Origin of the sequence: Streptomyces sp. NBC_00057 (genome assembly GCF_045041165.1) — a bacterium.
In the GTDB taxonomy this organism is placed as follows: domain Bacteria; phylum Actinomycetota; class Actinomycetes; order Streptomycetales; family Streptomycetaceae; genus Streptomyces.
This window is the reverse complement of record NZ_CP108256.1, coordinates 3,054,465-3,074,986: the sequence shown is the minus strand read 5'-3', so window position 1 is coordinate 3,074,986 and position 20,522 is coordinate 3,054,465. Positions and strand designations below refer to the sequence as shown.

General features: G+C 69.4%; 20 protein-coding genes and 1 pseudogene. 12 read left to right on the top strand and 9 right to left on the bottom strand.

The window, feature by feature from the left end; all coding sequences use genetic code 11:
- Positions 1 to 92: 92 nt before the first annotated feature.
- The 5 genes from atpA to OG953_RS14095 all read left to right on the top strand — a co-directional run bounded on the left by atpA (position 93) and on the right by OG953_RS14095 (position 5,099).
- Positions 93 to 1,664: a F0F1 ATP synthase subunit alpha gene (gene atpA, locus OG953_RS14115; RefSeq protein WP_266748597.1), complete on the top strand. Its 1,572-nt coding sequence runs from the start codon at positions 93 to 95 to the stop codon at positions 1,662 to 1,664.
- 3 nt (positions 1,665 to 1,667) lie between these two features.
- A complete protein-coding gene (locus OG953_RS14110) occupies positions 1,668 to 2,585 on the top strand; it encodes a F0F1 ATP synthase subunit gamma (RefSeq protein ID WP_405684525.1) in 918 nt (305 codons plus the stop codon).
- A complete protein-coding gene (gene atpD / locus OG953_RS14105) occupies positions 2,585 to 4,027 on the top strand; it encodes a F0F1 ATP synthase subunit beta (RefSeq protein ID WP_383750955.1) in 1,443 nt (480 codons plus the stop codon). Before OG953_RS14110 ends, atpD begins: the two co-directional genes overlap by 1 nt.
- Before the next feature lie 110 nt (positions 4,028 to 4,137).
- Entirely contained in the window at positions 4,138 to 4,512 is a 375-nt protein-coding gene (locus OG953_RS14100; RefSeq protein ID WP_405684523.1) for a F0F1 ATP synthase subunit epsilon, read from the top strand.
- A 140-nt stretch (positions 4,513 to 4,652) separates the two neighbouring features.
- The gene (locus tag OG953_RS14095) at positions 4,653 to 5,099 is read left to right on the top strand and encodes a DUF2550 domain-containing protein (RefSeq protein WP_405691817.1); all 447 of its coding nucleotides are present in this window, start codon (positions 4,653 to 4,655) and stop codon (positions 5,097 to 5,099) included.
- A 120-nt stretch (positions 5,100 to 5,219) separates the two neighbouring features.
- On the opposite strand, the gene OG953_RS14090 is transcribed toward OG953_RS14095, so the two are convergent.
- The 3 genes from OG953_RS14090 to OG953_RS14080 form a co-directional block, all read right to left on the bottom strand.
- Positions 5,220 to 7,097, bottom strand: coding sequence for a glycosyl hydrolase family 18 protein (locus tag OG953_RS14090; protein ID WP_405684521.1), 1,878 nt, complete (start codon positions 7,095 to 7,097; stop codon positions 5,220 to 5,222).
- 168 nt (positions 7,098 to 7,265) lie between these two features.
- Positions 7,266 to 7,916 (bottom strand): response regulator, encoded by a 651-nt coding sequence (locus OG953_RS14085; RefSeq protein ID WP_405684519.1) that lies wholly within the window; start codon positions 7,914 to 7,916, stop codon positions 7,266 to 7,268.
- Positions 7,913 to 9,109 carry a sensor histidine kinase gene (locus OG953_RS14080; RefSeq protein ID WP_405691815.1) on the bottom strand — a complete coding sequence of 399 codons (1,197 nt, stop codon included), beginning with the start codon at positions 9,107 to 9,109 and terminating at the stop codon, positions 7,913 to 7,915. The genes OG953_RS14085 and OG953_RS14080 overlap by 4 nt, the downstream gene beginning before the upstream one ends.
- Before the next feature lie 151 nt (positions 9,110 to 9,260).
- On the opposite strand from OG953_RS14080, the gene OG953_RS14075 reads away from it, so the two are divergent.
- Positions 9,261 to 9,803, top strand: a complete 543-nt coding sequence (locus OG953_RS14075; protein WP_405684518.1) for a hypothetical protein — start codon at positions 9,261 to 9,263, stop codon at positions 9,801 to 9,803.
- A 54-nt stretch (positions 9,804 to 9,857) separates the two neighbouring features.
- Here the strand turns inward: OG953_RS14075 and OG953_RS14070 are convergent, their stop codons facing one another.
- The gene (locus tag OG953_RS14070) at positions 9,858 to 10,430 is read right to left on the bottom strand and encodes a cob(I)yrinic acid a,c-diamide adenosyltransferase (protein ID WP_405684517.1); all 573 of its coding nucleotides are present in this window, start codon (positions 10,428 to 10,430) and stop codon (positions 9,858 to 9,860) included.
- A gap of 13 nt (positions 10,431 to 10,443) precedes the next feature.
- Positions 10,444 to 10,725: pseudogene (locus OG953_RS14065) on the bottom strand (ABC transporter ATP-binding protein); the annotation flags it as partial.
- A gap of 72 nt (positions 10,726 to 10,797) precedes the next feature.
- On the opposite strand from OG953_RS14065, the gene OG953_RS14060 reads away from it, so the two are divergent.
- From OG953_RS14060 to OG953_RS14045, 4 genes are all read left to right on the top strand, one after another.
- Positions 10,798 to 10,935: a hypothetical protein gene (locus tag OG953_RS14060; RefSeq protein WP_405684515.1), complete on the top strand. Its 138-nt coding sequence runs from the start codon at positions 10,798 to 10,800 to the stop codon at positions 10,933 to 10,935.
- A 165-nt stretch (positions 10,936 to 11,100) separates the two neighbouring features.
- Positions 11,101 to 11,949, top strand: coding sequence for a 3-hydroxyacyl-CoA dehydrogenase family protein (locus OG953_RS14055; RefSeq protein ID WP_405684514.1), 849 nt, complete (start codon positions 11,101 to 11,103; stop codon positions 11,947 to 11,949).
- A gap of 233 nt (positions 11,950 to 12,182) precedes the next feature.
- On the top strand, positions 12,183 to 12,506 hold the full coding sequence (locus OG953_RS14050; RefSeq protein WP_266357903.1) for an STAS domain-containing protein: 324 nt from the start codon (positions 12,183 to 12,185) through the stop codon (positions 12,504 to 12,506).
- A gap of 249 nt (positions 12,507 to 12,755) precedes the next feature.
- On the top strand, positions 12,756 to 15,275 hold the full coding sequence (locus OG953_RS14045) for an ATP-binding protein (RefSeq protein WP_405684513.1): 2,520 nt from the start codon (positions 12,756 to 12,758) through the stop codon (positions 15,273 to 15,275).
- Between the two features lie 53 nt (positions 15,276 to 15,328).
- Here the strand turns inward: OG953_RS14045 and nucS are convergent, their stop codons facing one another.
- Positions 15,329 to 16,000, bottom strand: coding sequence for an endonuclease NucS (gene nucS / locus OG953_RS14040; protein ID WP_093898543.1), 672 nt, complete (start codon positions 15,998 to 16,000; stop codon positions 15,329 to 15,331).
- Between the two features lie 262 nt (positions 16,001 to 16,262).
- Between nucS and OG953_RS14035 the strand changes: the two genes are divergently transcribed.
- Positions 16,263 to 16,655 carry an SCO5389 family protein gene (locus OG953_RS14035; RefSeq protein ID WP_030971516.1) on the top strand — a complete coding sequence of 131 codons (393 nt, stop codon included), beginning with the start codon at positions 16,263 to 16,265 and terminating at the stop codon, positions 16,653 to 16,655.
- Between the two features lie 77 nt (positions 16,656 to 16,732).
- Here OG953_RS14035 and OG953_RS14030 read toward each other — a convergent pair whose 3' ends face one another.
- Positions 16,733 to 17,776 (bottom strand): LLM class flavin-dependent oxidoreductase, encoded by a 1,044-nt coding sequence (locus OG953_RS14030; protein WP_405684512.1) that lies wholly within the window; start codon positions 17,774 to 17,776, stop codon positions 16,733 to 16,735.
- A gap of 210 nt (positions 17,777 to 17,986) precedes the next feature.
- On the opposite strand from OG953_RS14030, the gene OG953_RS14025 reads away from it, so the two are divergent.
- Entirely contained in the window at positions 17,987 to 18,316 is a 330-nt protein-coding gene (locus OG953_RS14025; RefSeq protein WP_405684510.1) for an ATP/GTP-binding protein, read from the top strand.
- 30 nt (positions 18,317 to 18,346) lie between these two features.
- Here the strand turns inward: OG953_RS14025 and OG953_RS14020 are convergent, their stop codons facing one another.
- Both OG953_RS14020 and OG953_RS14015 read right to left on the bottom strand, forming a co-directional pair.
- On the bottom strand, positions 18,347 to 19,219 hold the full coding sequence (locus tag OG953_RS14020) for an ABC transporter permease subunit (protein ID WP_405684508.1): 873 nt from the start codon (positions 19,217 to 19,219) through the stop codon (positions 18,347 to 18,349).
- Complete coding sequence (locus OG953_RS14015; RefSeq protein ID WP_405684506.1) at positions 19,216 to 20,370, bottom strand: ABC transporter ATP-binding protein; 1,155 nt, start codon at positions 20,368 to 20,370, stop codon at positions 19,216 to 19,218. The genes OG953_RS14020 and OG953_RS14015 overlap by 4 nt, the downstream gene beginning before the upstream one ends.
- Positions 20,371 to 20,522 lie beyond the last annotated feature (152 nt).

Genomic DNA, 20,522 nt, shown 5'->3' with positions numbered 1-20,522 from the left:
GGGCCGTGCAGAAATTGCAGAAGATTCCTGGGGGTCGGCCCCCAGACCCCCTTAAGAAACTTCGGGCCCAACAAGGAGAGCAGGGAACCCAGATGGCGGAGCTCACGATCCGGCCGGAGGAGATCCGGGACGCGCTGGAGAACTTTGTCCAGTCGTACAAGCCGGACGCGGCCTCGCGCGAGGAGGTCGGTACGGTCAGCGTTGCCGGCGACGGCATCGCGAAGGTCGAGGGTCTTCCCTCGGCCATGGCGAACGAGCTGCTGAAGTTCGAGGACGGCACCCTCGGTCTCGCCCTCAACCTCGAGGAGCGCGAGATCGGTGCGATCGTCCTCGGCGAGTTCAGCGGCATCGAAGAGGGCCAGCCGGTGCAGCGCACCGGTGAGGTGCTCTCCGTCGGCGTCGGCGAGGGTTACCTCGGCCGCGTCGTCGACCCGCTCGGCAACCCGATCGACGGTCTCGGCGAGATCGCGACCGACAGCCGCCGCGCCCTCGAGCTGCAGGCCCCTGGCGTCATGGTCCGTAAGTCGGTGCACGAGCCGATGCAGACCGGCTACAAGGCCGTCGACGCCATGGTGCCGATCGGCCGCGGCCAGCGTCAGCTGATCATTGGTGACCGTCAGACGGGTAAGACCGCTCTGGCCGTCGACACGATCATCAACCAGCGCGACAACTGGCGCTCGGGCGACGTGAACAAGCAGGTGCGCTGCATCTACGTCGCCATCGGTCAGAAGGGTTCCACCATCGCCTCCGTGCGTGGTGCCCTGGAAGAGGCCGGCGCGCTCGAGTACACGACCATCGTCGCCGCCCCGGCGTCCGACCCGGCCGGCTTCAAGTACCTGGCGCCGTACACCGGTTCGGCCATCGGCCAGCACTGGATGTACCAGGGCAAGCACGTCCTGATCATCTTCGACGACCTTTCGAAGCAGGCCGACGCCTACCGCGCCGTGTCGCTGCTGCTGCGCCGTCCGCCGGGCCGTGAGGCCTACCCGGGCGACGTCTTCTACCTCCACTCGCGTCTGCTGGAGCGCTGCGCCAAGCTCTCCGACGACATGGGTGCCGGTTCGATGACGGGCCTCCCGATCGTCGAGACCAAGGCGAACGACGTGTCGGCGTTCATTCCGACCAACGTCATCTCCATCACCGACGGCCAGTGCTTCCTGGAGTCCGACCTGTTCAACGCCGGCCAGCGCCCGGCCCTGAACGTCGGTATCTCGGTCTCCCGCGTCGGTGGCTCCGCCCAGCACAAGGCGATGCGCCAGGTCTCCGGCCGACTCCGTGTCGACCTCGCCCAGTACCGCGAGCTGGAGGCGTTCGCCGCCTTCGGTTCCGACCTGGACGCGGCCTCGAAGGCGTCGCTGGAGCGCGGTAAGCGCATGGTCGAGCTGCTGAAGCAGCCGCAGTACGCTCCGTTCCCGGTCGAGGAGCAGGTCGTCTCCGTCTGGGCCGGCACCACCGGCAAGATGGACGACGTCCCGGTCGAGGACATCCGTCGCTTCGAGAGCGAGCTGCTGGAGTACCTGCGCCGTGAGCGCAAGGACCTCCTGACCAGCATCGCCGAGGGCGCCAAGATGTCCGACGACACGCTGCAGTCGATTGCTGACGCGATCGCCGCCTTCAAGCAGCAGTTCGAGACCTCGGACGGCAAGCTTCTGGGCGAGGGCTGATCGATGGGCGCTCAGCTTCGCGTTTACAAGCGCCGCATCCAAGCCGTCACCGCGACCAAGAAGATCACCAAGGCGATGGAGATGATCGCCGCCTCGCGCATCGTCAAGGCGCAGCGCAAGGTGGCGGCGTCGATGCCGTACGCGACCGAGCTCACCCGTGCGGTGACCGCGGTGGCGACCGGCTCCACCACCAAGCACCCGCTCACCACCGAGGCCGAGTCCCCGGTCCGCGCCGCGGTTCTGCTCATCACGAGCGACCGCGGTCTGGCCGGCGGCTACTCCTCCAACGCCATCAAGGCGGCGGAGCGGCTCCGGGAGCGGCTCGCAGGTGAGGGCAAGGAGGTCGACACGTACATCGTCGGCCGCAAGGGTGTCGCTTACTACGGCTTCCGCGAGCGCAAGGTCGCAGACTCCTGGACCGGCTTCACCGACAGCCCGTCGTATGCGGATGCCAAGAACGTCGCTGCGCCGCTGATCGAGGCCGTCCAGAAGGACTTGGCCGAGGGCGGCGTCGACGAACTGCACATCGTCTTCACCGAGTTCGTGTCGATGATGACGCAGAACGCTGTCGACGACCGGATGCTGCCGCTTTCGCTCGACAAGGTTGCTGAAGAGAGCGGTACGAAGGGCGAGATCCTTCCGCTGTTCGACTTCGAGCCGTCGCAGGAGGACGTTCTCGACGCCCTCCTGCCGCGCTACGTCGAGAGCCGTATCTACAACGCACTGCTGCAGGCTGCCGCTTCCGAGCACGCCGCCCGCCGCCGCGCGATGAAGTCGGCGACCGACAACGCCGGGGATCTCATCAAGAGCCTCTCCCGGCTTGCCAACGCGGCCCGCCAGGCCGAAATCACCCAGGAAATCAGCGAGATCGTCGGCGGTGCAGGTGCTCTGGCCGACGCGTCCGCGGGGAGTGACAAGTAATGACGACGACAGTTGAGACGGCCGCTGCCACGGGCCGCGTCGCCCGGGTCATCGGCCCGGTCGTCGACGTGGAGTTCCCCGTCGACGCGATGCCGGAGATCTACAACGCGCTGCACGTCGAGGTAGCGGACCCGGCCGAGGACGGCGCCCGCAAGACGCTGACCCTCGAGGTCGCCCAGCACCTGGGCGACGGCCTGGTCCGCGCGATCTCGATGCAGCCCACCGACGGTCTCGTCCGCCAGGCTCCGGTGACCGACACGGGTGCGGGCATCACCGTCCCGGTCGGTGACATCACCAAGGGCAAGGTGTTCAACACCCTCGGTCAGATCCTGAACGAGCCGGAGGCCGAGGCGCAGATCACCGAGCGCTGGCCGATCCACCGCAAGGCCCCGGCCTTCGACCAGCTCGAGTCCAAGACCGAGATGTTCGAGACCGGCCTGAAGGTCGTCGACCTGCTGACCCCGTACGTCAAGGGCGGCAAGATCGGTCTGTTCGGTGGTGCGGGCGTCGGCAAGACGGTCCTCATCCAGGAAATGATCATGCGTGTGGCGAAGCTGCACGAGGGTGTGTCGGTGTTCGCCGGTGTCGGTGAGCGCACCCGTGAGGGCAACGACCTCATCGACGAGATGACCGACTCGGGCGTCCTGGACAAGACCGCGCTGGTCTTCGGCCAGATGGACGAGCCGCCGGGCACCCGTCTGCGGGTCGCGCTGTCCGCCCTGACCATGGCGGAGTACTTCCGCGATGTGCAGAAGCAGGACGTGCTGCTCTTCATCGACAACATCTTCCGCTTCACGCAGGCCGGTTCCGAGGTCTCCACGCTGCTCGGCCGTATGCCGTCCGCAGTGGGTTACCAGCCGACCCTGGCCGACGAGATGGGTGTGCTCCAGGAGCGCATCACCTCGACGCGTGGTCACTCGATCACCTCGATGCAGGCGATCTACGTCCCCGCGGACGACCTGACCGACCCGGCCCCGGCCACCACGTTCGCCCACCTCGATGCGACGACGGTTCTCTCCCGTCCGATCTCCGAGAAGGGCATCTACCCGGCCGTGGACCCGCTGGACTCCACGTCCCGCATCCTGGACCCGCGCTACATCACGCAGGAGCACTACGACGCGGCCAGCCGTGTCAAGGGAATCCTGCAGAAGTACAAGGACCTCCAGGACATCATTGCGATCCTCGGTATCGACGAGCTGGGCGAGGAGGACAAGCTCGTTGTCCACCGTGCCCGTCGCGTCGAGCGCTTCCTGTCGCAGAACACCCACGCCGCCAAGCAGTTCACCGGCCTGGACGGTTCGGACGTGCCGCTCGACGAGTCGATCGCCGCGTTCAACGCGATCTGCGACGGTGAGTACGACCACTTCCCGGAGCAGGCGTTCTTCATGTGCGGCGGCATTGATGACCTCAAGGCCAAGGCCAAGGAGCTCGGCGTCTCCTGAGCCCATGGCTCACCGAGGGGGGCGGGTGCGTCCCGTCCCCCTCACCACGCCCCGTAGAATTGACCCAACACCCGGCATGAACGGCCGGGTGGTGACCCGAGGAGCCACCCTTGGCTGCTGAGCTGCACGTCGAGCTGGTCGCCGCGGACCGCAGTGTCTGGTCCGGCGAGGCCACCCTGGTCGTCGCGCGCACCACGTCCGGCGACATCGGCGTCATGCCCGGTCACCAGCCGCTTCTGGGTGTGCTGGAATCGGGCCCGGTGACGATCCGCACGAGCGATGGCGGGACCGTGGTCGCCGCTGTGCACGGCGGTTTCATCTCGTTCGCGGACGACAAGCTCTCGCTGCTCGCGGAGATCGCGGAGCTGGCGGACGAGATCGATGTCCAGCGCGCCGAGCGTGCGCTGGAGCGTGCGAAGTCGGACACGGACGCCGCCTCCGAGCGGCGCGCCGAAGTGCGACTGCGTGCGGCGGCGGTGCGCTAGCGCACCGCGACACGTAGCTTTACCCTCAGCCGCGGCCCGAGCTGGAGACCACTCCAGACCGTGCCGCGGCTGAGGCGATGCAGGTGCAGGTGCAGTTCTGGCGGTATCCGTTACTCGACGACGCGAGGAGGTCGGTGGAGATGTACCTCGCGCTGTGGGTGGGCGGGCTGGTCGTCGCACTGATCGCGGTTGGTCTCTTCGTCTTCGGTCTGCGCCGGCGGCTGATTCAGCGCTCCGGTGGGACCTTCGACTGCAGCCTGCGATGGAATGTGCCGGAGGAGCCCGATCTCTCGGGCAAGGGCTGGGTGTACGGGGTCGCCCGGTACAGCGGCGACCGGATCGACTGGTTCCGGGTCTTCTCGTATGCTCCCCGCCCGCGCCGGATCCTGGAGCGTTCCGCGATCGAGGTGGTCGCCCGTCGGCTGCCCGAGGGCGAGGAGGAACTGGCGCTCCTGTCCGACGCCGTGGTGCTCGGCTGTCTCCATCGTGGGACCCGCCTGGAGCTGGCCATGAGCGAGGACGCGCTGACCGGGTTCCTCGCCTGGCTGGAGGCGGCTCCACCCGGCCAGAGGGTGAACGTGGCCTGAGCCCGAGGTCCGTACGACGTGCTTCGGGCCCGTACGGCAGCCGACGAAAAACCGGGGGACAGGGGGCGGACCTGTCTCCCCGGCTGCTTTGCGGGGTTGTGCGCGGTACTGAGTAGGGGGTTACTTCAGGCCGTTGTTGATCGCGCCGACGAGTTCACCGTTGGCGGTGTCACCGCTGAACTCCCAGAAGAACGCCCCTCCCAGGCCCTGGCCCTTCGCCCAGGTCATCTTGGACGCGATGGTGGCCGGGGTGTCGTAGCTCCACCAGTTGGTGCCGCAGTGTGCGTACGCCGTACCGGCGATCGTGCCGGTGGCCGGGCAACTGGTCTTCAGGACCTTGTAGTCCTCGATGCCCGCTTCGTACGTACCGGGGGCTGCTCCGGTGGCGGTGCCGCCGGGCGCGTCCTGGGTGACACCGGTCCAGCCGCGGCCGTAGAAACCGATGCCGAGCAGCAGCTTCGAGGCCGGTACGCCCTGGGCCTTCAGCTTGGCGATGGCGTCGGCGGAGTTGAAGCCGGCCTGCGGGATGCCGCTGTAGGAGGTGAGCGGGGAGTGCGGGGCGGTCGGGCCCTTTGCCTCCCAGGCACCGAAGAAGTCGTATGTCATCACGTTGTACCAGTCCAGGGACTGGGCGGCGCCTGCGTAGTCGGTGGCGTCGATCTTGCCACCGGTGGAGGCGTCGGCGGTGATGGCGGCCGTCACCAGGTTGTTGCTGCCGAACTTCGTGCGCAGCGCCGAGGTGACGCCCTTCAGGGCGGCCGGACCGCTGGTGTCGCAGGTCAGACCGCAGGCGTTGGGGTACTCCCAGTCGATGTCGATGCCGTCGAAGACATCGGCCCAGCGGGGGTCCTCCACCAGGTCGTAGCAGGACTGGGCGAACGCCGCCGGGTTCTTCGCGGCCTCACCGAAGCCGCCGGACCAGGTCCAGCCGCCGAAGGACCACAGGACCTTGATGTTCGGGTACTTCGCCTTGAGCTTGCGCAACTGGTTGAAGCTGCCGCGCAGCGGCTGGTCCCAGGTGTCGGCGACGCCGTCGACGGACTTGTCGGCGGTGTACGCCATGTCGTAGTCGGCGTAGGCGTCACCGATTGCGCACTTGCCGCCGGTCACATTGCCGAAGGCGTAGTTGATGTGCGTGATCTTCGCGGCCGAACCCGAGGTGTCCAGGTTCTTGACGTGGTAATTCCGGCCGTAGACACCCCAGTCGGTGAAGTAACCGAGGTTGACCTTGCCGCCGGTGCCCGGGTCGGGGTTGCCGCCGCCACCGGTGGTGTGGACCTTGACCGCGCCGCTGACCGGACCGGTCCGGTCGGCGGTGTCACGGGCCTGCACGGTGTACGAGTAGTCGGTGCCCGCGGTGAGACCGGTGTGGGTGTACGTCGTACCGGTGACCGTGGCGACGACGGCGCCGTCGCGCAGGACGTCGTAGTTCTTGATGCCGTTGTCGTCGGTCGCGGCGGTCCAGCTCAGCTTGGCCGAGGTGTCGGTGATGGAGCTCGCGGTGGGGGTGCCCGGCGCCGAGGGGGCGTTGTCGCCGGGGACGCTGCCGCCGTCGCAGGAGGCGCCGTTCAGCTTGCAGCCGGTGGGGGCGCCGGAGCCGGTACCGTTGAAGCCGAAGGAGACGCTGGCGCCCGGTGCGACCGAGCCGTTCCAGCCGACGTTCTTGGCGGTCCAGTGGGTTCCGGAGCTGGTGACGGTGGCGTCCCAGGCGGAGCTGACCGCGGGGCCCGAGGGGAAGTCCCACTCGATGGTCCAGGAGGAGAGGGCGGTGGTGCCGGTGTTCTTCACCGTCCACTGGCCCTCGAAGCCGCTGCCCCAGTCGGACTTCTTGAGGTACGTGGCGGTTGCCGAGGTGGCGGCTTCGGCGGGGGAGGCCAGGCCGACCATCGCGGCGAGCGGGAGAAGCAGTGCGGTGAGGCCCGCGACGGCTCTGGATCTGGTGGCTCTTCCGGTCCCGAGTCTGAATCGGGTCCGGCGTAGGGGGGTTTCAGTGCTCAACGGTGCTCCTCGGGTGAGGTCCGGACAAACGGGTTGGTCCGTGGACTGCAAACCCTGCGCCGCCCTGAGCACGCCTTGTCATGGCGCACTCACCGCAGTGTGCTCGGTGAGATTAGGAAGGTCTGGACCAACCGTCAAGAGGTCCAGACCAAAGTTCGGAGCTAAACCTCAGATGCCCAACTCCTGTGCAAGTACTGCCGCCTGGACCCGGCTGCGCAGCTCCAGCTTGCCCAGCAACCTGCTGACGTGCGTCTTCACGGTGGCCTCGGCCATCGAGAGTCGTACCGCGATCTCGGCATTCGACAGCCCCGCGCCGAGGCAGCCGAGCACCTCCCGCTCCCGCCGGGTGAGAGCATGGAGCACCGCAGGGTCGGGCGCGTTCGCAGGCCGTACGGGGGTGGTCCCGGCGAACTCCGCGATCAGACGGCGCGTCACGGCCGGGGCGATCAGCCCCTCGCCGCGCGCCACCGTACGTACCGCTTCGAGCAGATCGTGCGCATCGGTGTTCTTCAGCAGAAAGCCCGCCGCCCCCGCCCGCAGCGCCCCGAAGACGTACTCGTCCAGATCGAACGTCGTCAGCACCAGCACATCCGCGAGCTGCTCGGCCACCACCTGCCCGGTCGCCGACACCCCGTCGAGGCGCGGCATCGACACGTCCATCAGCACCAGATCCGGCCGTAGTTCGCGGGCCAGCCGCACCGCCTCCTCGCCGTCCCCGGCCTCGCCGACGACCTCGATGTCCGGCGCGCTGCGCAGAATGAGCACCAGCCCCGCACGGACCGCCGACTGGTCCTCGGCGACCACAACCCGGATCGTCATGCCCTCACGGTCCCTTCCTCCACGGGCAGTTCGGCCCGTACCCGCCAGATCTTCGTCCCGCCGCCGGTGCTCACCGGACCCGCCTCGATCTCTCCGCCCAGCAGGGCAACCCGCTCCCGCATCCCCACCAGTCCGGCTCCTGATCCGGGTGCGCGCGGCCCATGACGGTCGCCGTGCACACTGCTGACCTCCACCGTGAGCAGCCGCCCGGCCCGCCCGAGCCGTACCGCGACCGGGCCGGGCGCGGCATGCTTGAGCGCGTTCGTCAGGGACTCCTGGACGATCCGGTACGTGGCCAGTTCGACCGGCGCGGGCAGCGGGCCCCGCTCGCCGCGGGTGTCCTCGAAGGTGCAGGTCAGTCCGGTCGACGCGGCGTTCGTACGGGTCTGCTCGACCAGTGCGTCCAGCGAGGCGAGCGTCGGCGAGGCGCTCGGCTCCGGGGTGGCGCCGCCGGTGCGGAGCAGCCCGATCAGCCGGCGCATCTCGGCGAGAGCGTCGACGCTGTTCTCCCGGATCACCCCCAGCGCGTCGCGCGAGGTGTCCGGGTCGTCGATGGAGAGGGCGGCGGTGGAGTGGATGGCGATCGCGGAGAGATGGTTCGCCACCATGTCGTGGAGCTCGCGGGCCATCCGGGTACGCTCGGCGGTCACCGCCTGGGTACGGTCCATCTCGGCCAGAAGTGCGGTCTGATCGGCGCGCAGCCTGGCGGTCTCGGCGGCGTCGCGGTGGTTGCGGACGCTCACCCCGGTGATGGCGGGCAGGAACGAGACCATTCCGGTGACCACCCCGTTGAAAAGCGCCTGGGGATTGCGGAACCACGCCAGGAACCCGATCGTGACCGCGACCGTGATCAGGAACGTGGTCACCGGGATGCGGCGGGCGGCGGACGGTGTCCCGTACAGCACGGCCGCGTACATCAGATCCGTGAACATCAGGACGGTCGCCAGGTTCCCGACCGTGAACTGGTCCGCGACCAGGGCGAGCGTGCCGACGACCAGCGCCGTCTGCGGGGCGGTCCTGCGTACCAGTTCGAGCGCCGAGACGACGGCCAGGGGCAGCAGGGAGAGCCACGGAGCGGCGAAGGTCCGGTTGCTCTGCATGTGCAGCCCGAGCGACCAAAGGAACAGACCGCCGAAGAGACCGGTGGCGGCGATGAGCACGTCGTGGCGGTGGGGGCGGGTGAAGGAGAGCACCCTCCCATCCAACACGGCGGTTTCGCTGCGGACCTCCGTACCGGGAGCGAGGCACGAGTACATCGAAGTATGCAGTCACGGTTCGTCACTGCCGACGACGATTCCGGGGGCCGCGACCCGAAGACTGGGAGGGACCGGAAGGGGAAGTGCTGTGATCGTCACGCTGATCGTGCTCTGCGAAGTCGGCTTCTGGGTGCTGCTGGCTGCGGGGCTCGCACTGCGGTACCTGGCGAAGAAGCCGCGCCTGGGTGCGGCCGTGCTGCTGTGTGAGCCGCTGCTGGAGCTGGTGCTGCTGGTGGTATCGGCCGTCGACCTGAAGAACGGGGTCGAGCCCGACTGGAAGCACGGGCTCGCCGCGGTCTACATCGGCTTCACGGTGGGGCTCGGCCACTCCACGATCCGCTGGGTCGACGCGCGGGTGGCCCACCGCTTCGCGGGTGGCCCGCCGCCGGTGAAGCCGCCGAAGTACGGGATGGAGCGCGCGGCCCACGAGTGGAAGGTCGCGGTGCGGTGGCTGGTCGCGGCGGCGGTGGCGCTGGCGCTGCTGCAGGCGGCGATCTGGTACGTGGGCGGGGACGGGGATGTGACGTCGCTGCGGTCGTGGCAGCAGACGATGCTGTTCGTGATCGGGATCAATGTGGTCATCGCGGGGAGCTACACGGTGTTCCCGAAACGGGAGGGGGCGGGGCGCTGAGAGGTCGGACGGGCTTGATCTTCAAGCCCGTCCGGCGCCCGATGACAACAACCGCTACCGCTCGCCGCCAGGTACCCACAGCACGTCGCCGACCTCCTTGTTCGCCGTCCTCGCGAGGATGAACAGCAGGTCGGAGAGGCGGTTGAGATACGTCGCCGTCAGCGCGTTCATCACCTCGCCGTGCGCCTCCAGGGCCGCCCACGTGGACCGCTCCGCACGCCGGACCACCGTGCACGCCTGGTGCAGCAGCGCCGCCCCCGGCGTACCTCCCGGAAGGATGAAGCTGCGCAGCTTCTCCAACTGCTCCAGGTAGTGGTCGCAGTCCGCCTCCAGCTTGTCGACGTAACTCTGCTCGACCCGCAGCGGCGGGAACTTCGGGTCCTCGACGACCGGGGTCGACAGGTCCGCGCCCACGTCGAACAGGTCGTTCTGCACACGGACGAGGACCTTGACGACATCCTCGGAGAGCTGCCCGAGCGCGATCGCCGTACCGATGACGGCATTGGCCTCATTGGTGTCGGCGTACGCGGAGATCCGCAGATCGGTCTTGGAGGTCCGGCTCATGTCGCCGAGGGCGGTGGTGCCCTGATCGCCGGTGCGGGTGTAGATACGTGTCAGATTGACCATGTGGCCAGCCTAGTTAGGCACCGGTGCTTCGGAAGACGCGTGTGCCCACCGAGGCGTCGGGAGAGGCGGCGTACTCGGTCTTCAGGACGGTCGGCGTGCCGTCGGCCACGACCACTCCCCGGTCGATCACGATCAGCCGGTCCGCGAGCGCGTCCGCCTCGTCGAGGTAGTGGGTGGTGAGGACGACGGTCGTGCCGAAGTCGTCGCGCAGTCTGCGCACCAGGTCCCACAGGGCGGCCCGGCTGCCCGGGTCGAGGCCGGTGGTGGGCTCGTCGAGGAAGAGAACGGCCGGGCGGTCGGCGCCGGGGCTGACGACCCGCTGCCCGGGCTCGTCGGCGGCCAGATCGCCTGGATCGAGGGGGCGGTCGTGGGCTACGTCGGGCAGGAGATGATGGCCGGCCGCAAGGCGGTCGACGTGTCGCGCGACGCGCTCGTCCTGCTCGACGAGATCGAGGGCCTCCTCGGCGAGAAGGTCCTCAACTACGCCCGGCGCGCCGCCGAATGACGTGTCCCGGTGTGATGTCCGTCATGCGGGACGTGACGCGCATCTCTTCGCGGTCACAGGGCCCCTCGCTGGTACTAATCTCCGCCGGAGAGCATGTGAACAACCGTTAGGACCGGCCGTGCAGGGACCAGCTGCAGAGGCGAACAGAAACCAAGGGGTGCAGACGTGGCCAGGAAGCTCGCCGTCATCGGAGCCGGACTCATGGGATCCGGCATTGCGCAGGTCTCCGCCCAGGCGGGCTGGGACGTCGTGCTGCGTGATGTCACCGACGAGGCCCTCACCCGTGGTCGTGACGGCATCAAGGCCTCGTACGACAAGTTCGTCTCCAAGGGGAAGCTGGAGGCGGCCGACGCCGATGCCGCGCTGGCCCGCATCACCACCACCACCGACCTCGACGCGGTCGCCGACGCGGATGTCGTCGTCGAGGCCGTCTTCGAGAAGCTCGAGGTCAAGCACGAGATCTTCCGGGCCCTCGACAAGATCGTCCGGGATGACGCCGTCCTCGCCTCCAACACCTCCGCGATCCCGATCACCAAGATCGCGGCAGTGACGGAGCGCCCCGAGCGCGTCGTCGGTGTGCACTTCTTCTCGCCGGTTCCGATGATGCAGCTCTGCGAACTCGTACGCGGCTACAAGACCAGCGACGAAGCCCTCGCCACCGCACGGGAGTTCGCCGAGTCCGTCGGCAAGACCTGCATCGTCGTCAACCGTGACGTGGCCGGCTTCGTCACCACCCGGCTGATCTCGGCGCTCGTCGTCGAGGCCGCCAAGCTGTACGAGTCGGGCGTCGCCTCGGCCGAGGACATCGACATCGCCTGCAAGCTGGGCTTCGGCCACGCCATGGGCCCCCTGGCCACGGCGGACCTGACCGGGGTCGACATCCTGCTGCACGCCACGAGCAACATCTACACCGAGTCCCAGGACGAGAAGTTCGCCGCGCCGGAGCTGATGCGCCGGATGGTGGATGCAGGTGACATCGGCCGCAAGAGCGGGCAGGGCTTTTACACGTACTGATCGTTTTCGGTCCTCCGGATGCCTGATCTGCCGTCGGTCAGGCCCGGAGGTCCGGGGGGCGTCTCCTGGAATCGGTGGATCCGCGTGGGTCCTCGCCGGGCCTTGGTCACTCCACGGGGTGAATTCGGTATCGGTTCACTTACAGACGGCAACTTCCCTGTCGCTGTCGCAGTCAGTTGTGACAGAGACAGAACAGACAGACGAACCTTGCTGGGCAATTCCGGGGAGCGTATATGCATATCAGGGGCGACCACGCCGAGCTGGTCGTCGGGGGCCGCCTCGACGTCCGAAGCGCGGCGGACGCCCGTACGGCCCTGCACTCGGCCCTCGACAACGGAGTCGGCGACCTGGTGCTCGACCTGACCGAGCTGGATTCCTGGGACGCCACCGGGCTCGGCGTCATCATGGGCGCACACCGCCGGGCCGGTCGGGCCGGACGACGGCTGGTGCTCCGTGGCGTGCCGCCGCAGATGCAGCGCCTGCTGGTGGCGACCCGGCTGCACCGCATTCTGGCCATCGAGGGCGGAATCGCCGCAGACTCCCTGCCGCGCGTGTAGGGCTTGTCCGACCCCGACCCGGTGGACGGGCCCTGACCGTGCGGCGCGGCCGAAGGTGCACAATCCGCACGAGAATGCGCGCTTCGGACGGCGTGACCCCCCGACTGTGAGCGGGCGCTGTGCGACGGTCTAGGGTTCGGCCGTCCGCCGATTGACGAACCCACCAGGCGGACACCGGACCAGAAGCGACAGCGGGGCGTGCGAGGCCGGGAGGGACAATCGTGTGCGACGCGTCTGGGGGCTTTGGCGATGGACCCGACACACCGGCGGCCGGAAGAGTGCGGCCGGGACAACGACAGCTTCGGTGAGGGAACCGGCCGACGACTGCCGTCCCGCGATCCATCCCCAAGCTCTCAGCTCCGTTCGAGCAGGGGCGGCCCCGTTACTCCGGAATTCGGTCAGCAAACGCCACAACAGGCGCGCGTCGTCCGGCTCATATCGGGTGACTACCTCCTCACCGTCAACCCGGTCGACGGCAGCGAGGTCGAGCTGTGCCCGCCGGGGGAGCAGCACGATCCGCCGGTCCGGCGCACCGCGGCCGAGCGCGCCGACCGCGAACGCGCCACCGCACCCCCCGTGCCGCCGGGGCCGCCTGCCCCCCGTCTGCCCCTCCTGGAGCGTGCGGAAGAGCGCGAGCGGCTGGCACGCCTGCTGGCCCGCGGCCGCTCGGTGCGGCTCACCGGACCGGCCGGATCCGGCCGTACGGCACTGCTGAACGCCGTCGCCGCCGACTGCGCGGACCTCGCACCGGACGGAGTCGTACGGCTCTCCGGCTACAAGCGGACCGTCACCGACCTGCTGTACGGGCTCTTCGAGGCCGTCCATGACGCGCAGCTGCACCGGCCCGACCGAGCCGGTCTCCTCGAAAAGGTCCGGAGCATCGGCGCCGTCGTCGTACTCGACGACCTGGAATTCGGCGGGGGCGCCCTGGAGGAGCTGCTCGACGCCACTCCGGAGTGCGCCTTCCTTTTCGCGACGACTCCGGATGTCGCCGCACCCACCCCGGACTCGTACCTCGAAGAGGTCTTCCTCGCGGGCCTCGGCCGCAGCTCCTCGGCCGACCTGCTGGAGCGGGTCGTCGAGCGTCCGCTGACCGAGGAGGAGGCGAACTGGGCGGGAGACCTCTGGTTCGAGTCCGAGGGGCTGCCGCTGCGCTTCGTCCAGGCGGGCGCCCTGCTGCGCCAGCGCGACATGCTGCGCACCGACCCCGACGCATACAGCGGCCTCGACGGCCGGTCCCTCGACGCACCCTTCGGGCACGACGAGGACATCGACGGCGTCCACATACCGCTGCCCAGCCTCGGCGAGGGCGCGGCGCCCGCCGCGCTGCTCGCCTCACGGCTGAGCGGGCCCGCCCGCGACACCCTGCGCTTCGCGGTCGCACTCGGCGGCGAGGTGCCGCACCAGGCGCATCTGCCGGCGCTCGTCGGGGACACCCACGCCGACGCCGCGCTCGGTGAACTGGCCGGCTGCGGACTGCTCTCCCCGGCCGGTCCCCGCTACCGGCTGGCCGCCGGGGTCCTCGCCCAGCTGGAGGCCGCCGGATACGGCGAGGACAGCATCGACCGGGCCCGGACGGCGGCCCAGCACTACGCATGGTGGGCCGGGCACCCCTCGGTCACCCCCGCACGGGCGACCGCCGAGGCCGATGCGGTCGTCGCGGCGATGGCACAGCTCGTCCCCGGCGACGGGGCGGGGCAGACCGGCGTGGCCGTGCTGCTGGCCCGCAGCGCCTCCCCGGCCTTCGCGGCAGGACTGCACTGGGGCGCCTGGGAGAAGGCCCTGCGGATCGGCCAGGAGGCGGCCAGGATCGCCGGAGAGGTCGCCGAAGAGGCTTACTTCCACCATGAGTTGGGCGTCCTCGCACTCTGCACCGGCAATCCGGACCGGGCCAGGGCGGAGCTGGAGACCTCGATCAGCATGCGCGGGGCGCTCGCCGACAAGTCGGGCGTGGTGGCCGGACGACGCGCGCTCGCCCTGGTCGAGGACCGCTCCGGCGGCCCGCTGCCCGGCGGACCTGTCCCGGTGGGCGATGACGTGCCTGCCCCGCGGTACGAGAAGCCGGTGCCGCCGCCCGTCGGCCCGACGGCAGCGGTGACGCAGAAGCTGTCACGGCCGTATGAGGACGCCACCGCGGTGATATCCCGGCCGAGCGCCCCCGCAGCCGCCTCAGGCGCGCGGGGAGGCCGTTTCGGAGCGCTGGGCGGAGCCCGGCGCAATCTGGTCGCGGCGGGCGCGGGCGTCCTCCTCGCCGGTGTGCTCGGCACGGTGGTGGCGCTGGGGATGACGTCCGGTGACGGCGATGCCCAGGGGAATCCGGGTGTCACGACCGAGGAGTCGGCGGGCCAGGACGACAGCGGGGACGGAGTCCCGGCCGACGGGCCGACGGACGGCTCGACCCCCGGAGACACGGCATCCAGCGGCAGCGCGGTGACGCCGGGTCCGTCGGGCAGCCAGGCCACGCCCGGCGTGAGCGGTACGCCGTCCACGGACTCGACGGGGCCGGGCGACACCCCGTCGTCGCACACACCGTCCAGCGACAAGCCGTCGTCGGGCAAGCCGACCAAGTCGCCCGGCCCGACGAAGTCGCCCACGCCGACGAAGTCGTCCAGCCCGAGCCCGACTCCGACGGAGACCGACTCCCCGGACCCGACGGGCTCGGCAACCGAGCCCCCGCCGACGTCGCCGAACATCTCCGACTCGGCGAGCGGGCCTTCTTCTTCGTCGTCAGCGGCGGCCAGTGCGGACAGCAGCCCGACCGTGGCCTGAGCGGAGCTCCGCGGACGCCGGACGGGCCACGCACGTCCGGCATCCGCGGAACATCAGAACAGGCGCAGCTTGTCGTCCTCGATGCCGCGCAGCGCGTCGTAATCGAGCACCACACAGCCGATCCCGCGGTCCGTCGCCAGCACCCGCGCCTGCGGCTTGATCTCCTGCGCCGCGAAGATGCCCTTCACGGGGGCGAGGTGGGGATCGCGGTTGAGCAGCTCCAGATAGCGGGTCAGCTGCTCCACGCCGTCGATGTCGCCGCGCCGCTTCAGCTCCACGGCCACGGTCTGGCCGTCGGCGTCCCGGCACAGGATGTCGACCGGTCCGATGGCGGTGAAGTACTCACGGCGGATCAGGGTGTAGCCCTCGCCGAGTGTCTCGATCCGGTCAGCGAGGAGTTCCTGCAGATGTGCTTCGACGCCGTCCTTGATGAGGCCCGGGTCGACACCCAGCTCATGGGACGAGTCATGGAGGATTTCCTCCATCGTGATGATCAGTTTCTCGCCCGCTTTGTTGACCACGGTCCAGACGCCCGCGGTGTCGTCGGCGCCCTCCTTGAGGGTGCAGGGCGGTGACATCCAGTTGAGGGGTTTGTACGCCCTGTCGTCGGCGTGGATCGACACGCTCCCGTCCGCCTTCACCAGGATCAGACGGGGAGCGGAGGGCAGGTGGGCCGTGAGCCGGCCGGCGTAGTCCACGGAGCAGCGGGCGATGACGAGACGCATGGTCGGCAACGCTACTCGACGACGGGTGCTCCACGCGATTCTCCCTCCGCTGCCCCTCTGGGCTCCGGACCGGGGCTCCAGGGGCTTGCCCCTCTTTGCTGCCCTTCGTTATTGGCCGGTTGTGTTCCCAATCTCCTGGTGCGGCCAGGACTGCGCCCTTACCGTGGAAGCAGGAGGTCGCCGTCTGTGCACGCTGCGTCGCCGTCCTCCTTCCCTGCCCGTAAGGCCCCGGCCCGGCGTCGGGGTCGCGAGAGGAGAACCCATGTCGCTCGACGTCTCACCGGCGCTGTTGGAACAGGCCGAGCGAGGCGAGGTCGACGAAGCCGACTTCGTCGACTGCGTCCGGACCTCCCTGCCCTACGCATGGGAGATGATCAGCTCTCTGGTGGCTCAGCTGAAGGTCGACGGCGGAGAGTTCGCCGACAACCAGACGCCCCCGCCGGACGAGCAGGCACGTGGTCAGCTGCTGCGCGCGCTCGCGAGTGATGCGATACGTGGCGCTCTGCAGCGGCACTTCGGGGTGCGTCTGGCATTCCAGAACTGCCACCGCGTCGCGGTGTTCCCGCTGGACGCCTCGGTCGACGAGCGTCTGGCCCGCTTCACCTCGGTGAGGGGCCAGTTGCTCAATCAGTCGCCCGAACTACGGGACTGCTAAACGCTTCTGCTGCCGTTCCGGGCCGCGGGAGGTGCAACTGGCTCCGGGGCGGCAGCCCCCGTACCTCTTACGACTGCTTATGAGAGCAGCGGCAGTACTTCAGTGCCCAGCCGCGCTACGTTCTCCTCCGTGGCCGCCAGATCTCCCGAACCCTCCACCAGGAGCGCGAAGCGGGTGATGCCTGTCCGCTCGGCGGTGGCGGCGAGCCGGTCGGACGCGAGCCGGGGCGGGCCCACCGGATGAAGGCCGCACAGCAGCTCCGTATAGGCGACCGGGTCGCGCATCACCCGGATTCGGCCGTCGACCGTCACATGGGCGTCCAGGCCCTGTCGCAGCCAGCCCGGCATCGCCTTCACGAGCGTCTCCACGGCGTCCTCGGCACGGTCGGCGATCTGGGCCACCCCTGCGGACACATGTCCGGCCTCCCGGACGCTCTCGGGCGAGCGGCCCGCGGCGAGGGCGGCGGAGCGCCACAGAGCGACCATCTCGGCCTTCTCCTCGTCCCCGCAGTGCATACCGAGCAGCATCGGCAGACCGTTCTCCGCGGCGAGCCTCACCGTCTTCGGCGAGGTGCACGCGACGACCACCTCGGGACCGCCGGGGCTCTCGCCGCCGTCCACGTCGAGCAGCTCGTCGGCCCGGGGGACCACCGCCACCTCGCGGAAGCCGTACCGCTCCCCGCTCCCCGCCACGCGGGGTTTGCCCAGCCAGTCGAGCAGCAGCTCCAGGGACTCCGGGAAGCCCTTCTCGTACGCCTCCAGGCCCCCTCCGAACACCTCCAGATCCACCCAGGGGCCACCTCTGCCGACGCCGAGCGTGAACCTGCCGCCGCTGGTGAGATGGAGCAGCGCGGCCTGTTCGCCCAGCGTGACCGGGTGCTGGGTCGGCAGCACGCTCACAGCCGTACCCACCCGGATTCTCCGGGTGCGGCCGAGCAGCAGCGCGGCCAGGGTGACGGCGGACGGGCAGACCCCGTACGGCACGAAATGATGTTCTGCCAGCCAGACCGAGTCGAGCCCGGATTCCTCCGCAACCTCGGTGGACCGGATCGCGCGATGCAGCGCTTCCCCCGGCCCCTGTCCCGGAAACTGGGCTGCCAGTACGAACGTTCCCACACGCATCGCCAATTACCTCCTTGCGGCCGACGCGGCTCTCCCCTGCTGGGGACAACGTCTGACACGTGCCAAAGGCACGGTCCGGAGGCAAGTTGTTGCGATTTTCCGGTAACTCACCCCCTCCGGGGTGCCGTCCTGTGCGGTGCGGGACACCTCGTTCGGCCAAATGGCCCTACGCTTGACGGGAACTGCCCAGCCTGCCCCGTGAGGTGTCACGTGTCCCCGCGCCGCAACCGCCCCCGAGGCGGCGAGAGTCCCCACGACAGCGCAGCGGAGCCGGGGGCCCGGTACGGCGGCGGTGGACGCACGGAGGAGTGGCAGGGGGAGGAGTGGTCGGTCCGCCCGGTGAACGGCGCGAGCGCGGTCGGCAAGCGGTACCGCTGCCCCGGCTGCGACCAGGAGATCCCGTCGGGCGTCCCGCACCTGGTGGCCTGGTCCGAGTACGGCGGGATCGACGACCGCAGGCACTGGCACAAGGCCTGCTGGAACGCGAAGGACCGCCGCACCACGCAGGTGCAGCGGTCCAGGAACGCGCCTCGCTACTGAGCCCCGGCGACCGGCCTCGCCGACGAGCGGTCAGACGTCGCGGTTCTCCAGTGACAGATAGGCGCCGGCCATGGCCACGGCCGTGACGCCGAGCATGATCCACAGCGGTTCCCAGCCGGATGGTCCCGACCCGGTGCCCGAAGCGTCGTAGAGCGCGCTGAGCTGACTGGGGATCGAGTACTCGAAGAGCGCTTCCTGCAGGTCGGCGAGCGACTGCGCGAACATGAACATGGCCAGCACGAGCGGCAGCAGCACCACTCCGATCATGATCGTGATCGCACCCGCGGAGTGCCGGATGAGAGCGCCGACCGCGAGCGAGAGCAGTCCCAGCGTCGCGATGTAGAGGCCGACGCCGACCGTGGCGCGCAGCCAGTCGTCACCGGTGGGCGCCTCGCCGTCCAGGATGGCCGTCTGCAAGGCGCCGACCAGCGCGGTCGTCACGGTCGTGATGACGAAGGTGAGCAGGAAGAAGACGATCGCCTTCGCGCTCAGCACCCGCGCACGGCTGGGGCAGGCCGTCAGCGTCGTACGGATCATGCCGGTGCCGTACTCGGAGGCGATGGTCATCACGCCGAGCGTGATCACACAGATCGAGCCGAGCAGCACACCGAAGAAGCCGAAGCTGAGTACCGGGACGTCGCCGATGTCGGTGTCGGCGGTACTGACCGCGATCGCCGCAAGCAGTCCGAGGCCGAGGAGCAGCACGATCATGATGCCGAGCGTCCACATCGTGGAGCGCACTGAACGGATCTTGGTCCACTCGGAGGCGAGCGCGTCGCCGAGGGTGGCGCGGCGCACCGGGATCGGAGAGGCGTAGAGCCCGGTCGGTGCGTCCTGCCAGTTCTGCTGCGGGATCGGGGCCTGCTGCTGGTACGGCGCCTGCGGGGTCGGCGGTGTGGTCATCGGGCGTCCTCGCTGGTCTCGCGCTCGGTCAGGTCTGCGGGGGCTGCGGCGGGCGCCGCCGGGGCCGCGGCAGCGGGTGCCGCCGGAGCTCCCGCGTGCGGGTTCTGTCCGGGTGGTGGCGGGGCGTACCAGCCCTGCTGCGGCACATCCGGGTCCGGCGGCTGCGGCGCCCCGTAACCGGGCTGCTGTCCGTATTCGCCGTGCACCGGCTGCTGCAGCCCGGCCTTCTGGTCCACCGTCGAGCGGTAGTCCACGGCGCCCTGCGTCATGCGCATGTACGCCTCTTCGAGCGAGGCCTGGTGCGGAGAGAGCTCCCACAGCCGGACATCCGACTCGTGTGCCAGATCGCTGATCCGCGGCAGCTGCAGACCGGTGATCCGCAGGGCCCCGTCCGGCTCCGACATGACCTGGCCGCCCGCCTCGGTGAGCGAGGCGGTCAGCTTCTCCCGCTGCTCCGGCACGCCGTCCGCGACCCGCACCCGGGCGAAGTCGGCCGAATTGGCGGAGATGAAGTCCTTGACGCTCATGTCGGCGAGCAGCTGCCCGCGGCCGATCACGATCAGATGGTCGGCGGTGAGTGCCATCTCGCTCATCAGATGGCTGGAGACGAAGACCGTACGGCCCTCCGACGCCAGCATCTTCATCAGATTGCGGACCCAGAGGATGCCCTCGGGGTCGAGACCGTTGACGGGCTCGTCGAAGAGCAGCACCTGCGGGTCGCCGAGCAGCGCCGCCGCGATGCCGAGCCGCTGGCCCATGCCGAGCGAGAAGCCCTTGGAGCGCTTCCGTGCGACGTCGTGGAGACCGACGACACCGAGCACCTCGTCGACCCGGGCGGCCGGGATGCCGGCGAGCTGGGCGAGCGAGAGGAGGTGGTTACGGGCGCTGCGCCCGCCGTGCACCGCCTTCGCGTCCAGCAGCGCACCCACCTGTCGCGGGGCGTTCGGCAGGCTGCGGAAGGGGTGGCCGCCGATCGTGACATGGCCGGAAGTCGGTCGGTCCAGGCCCAGCATCATGCGCATGGTGGTGGACTTGCCCGACCCATTGGGACCGAGGAATCCGGTGACGGCCCCCGGCCGCACCTGGAAGGAAAGGTTGTACACGGCCGTCTTCGCGCCATAGCGCTTGGTCAGGCCGACTGCCTCGATCATGCTCCAGCCCCATCGACTTCGTCTGTCGTCGGGGCCCAGGCCGTCCGGCCGTATGCCCCCCGTAAGAGTTAGGAGGATATCCAGGCCTTGACGGTTCCGACCAAGTCGTTACGAGAGCGCGTCGCCTCCCCGGCAGAGCGGACGGAGTGCTT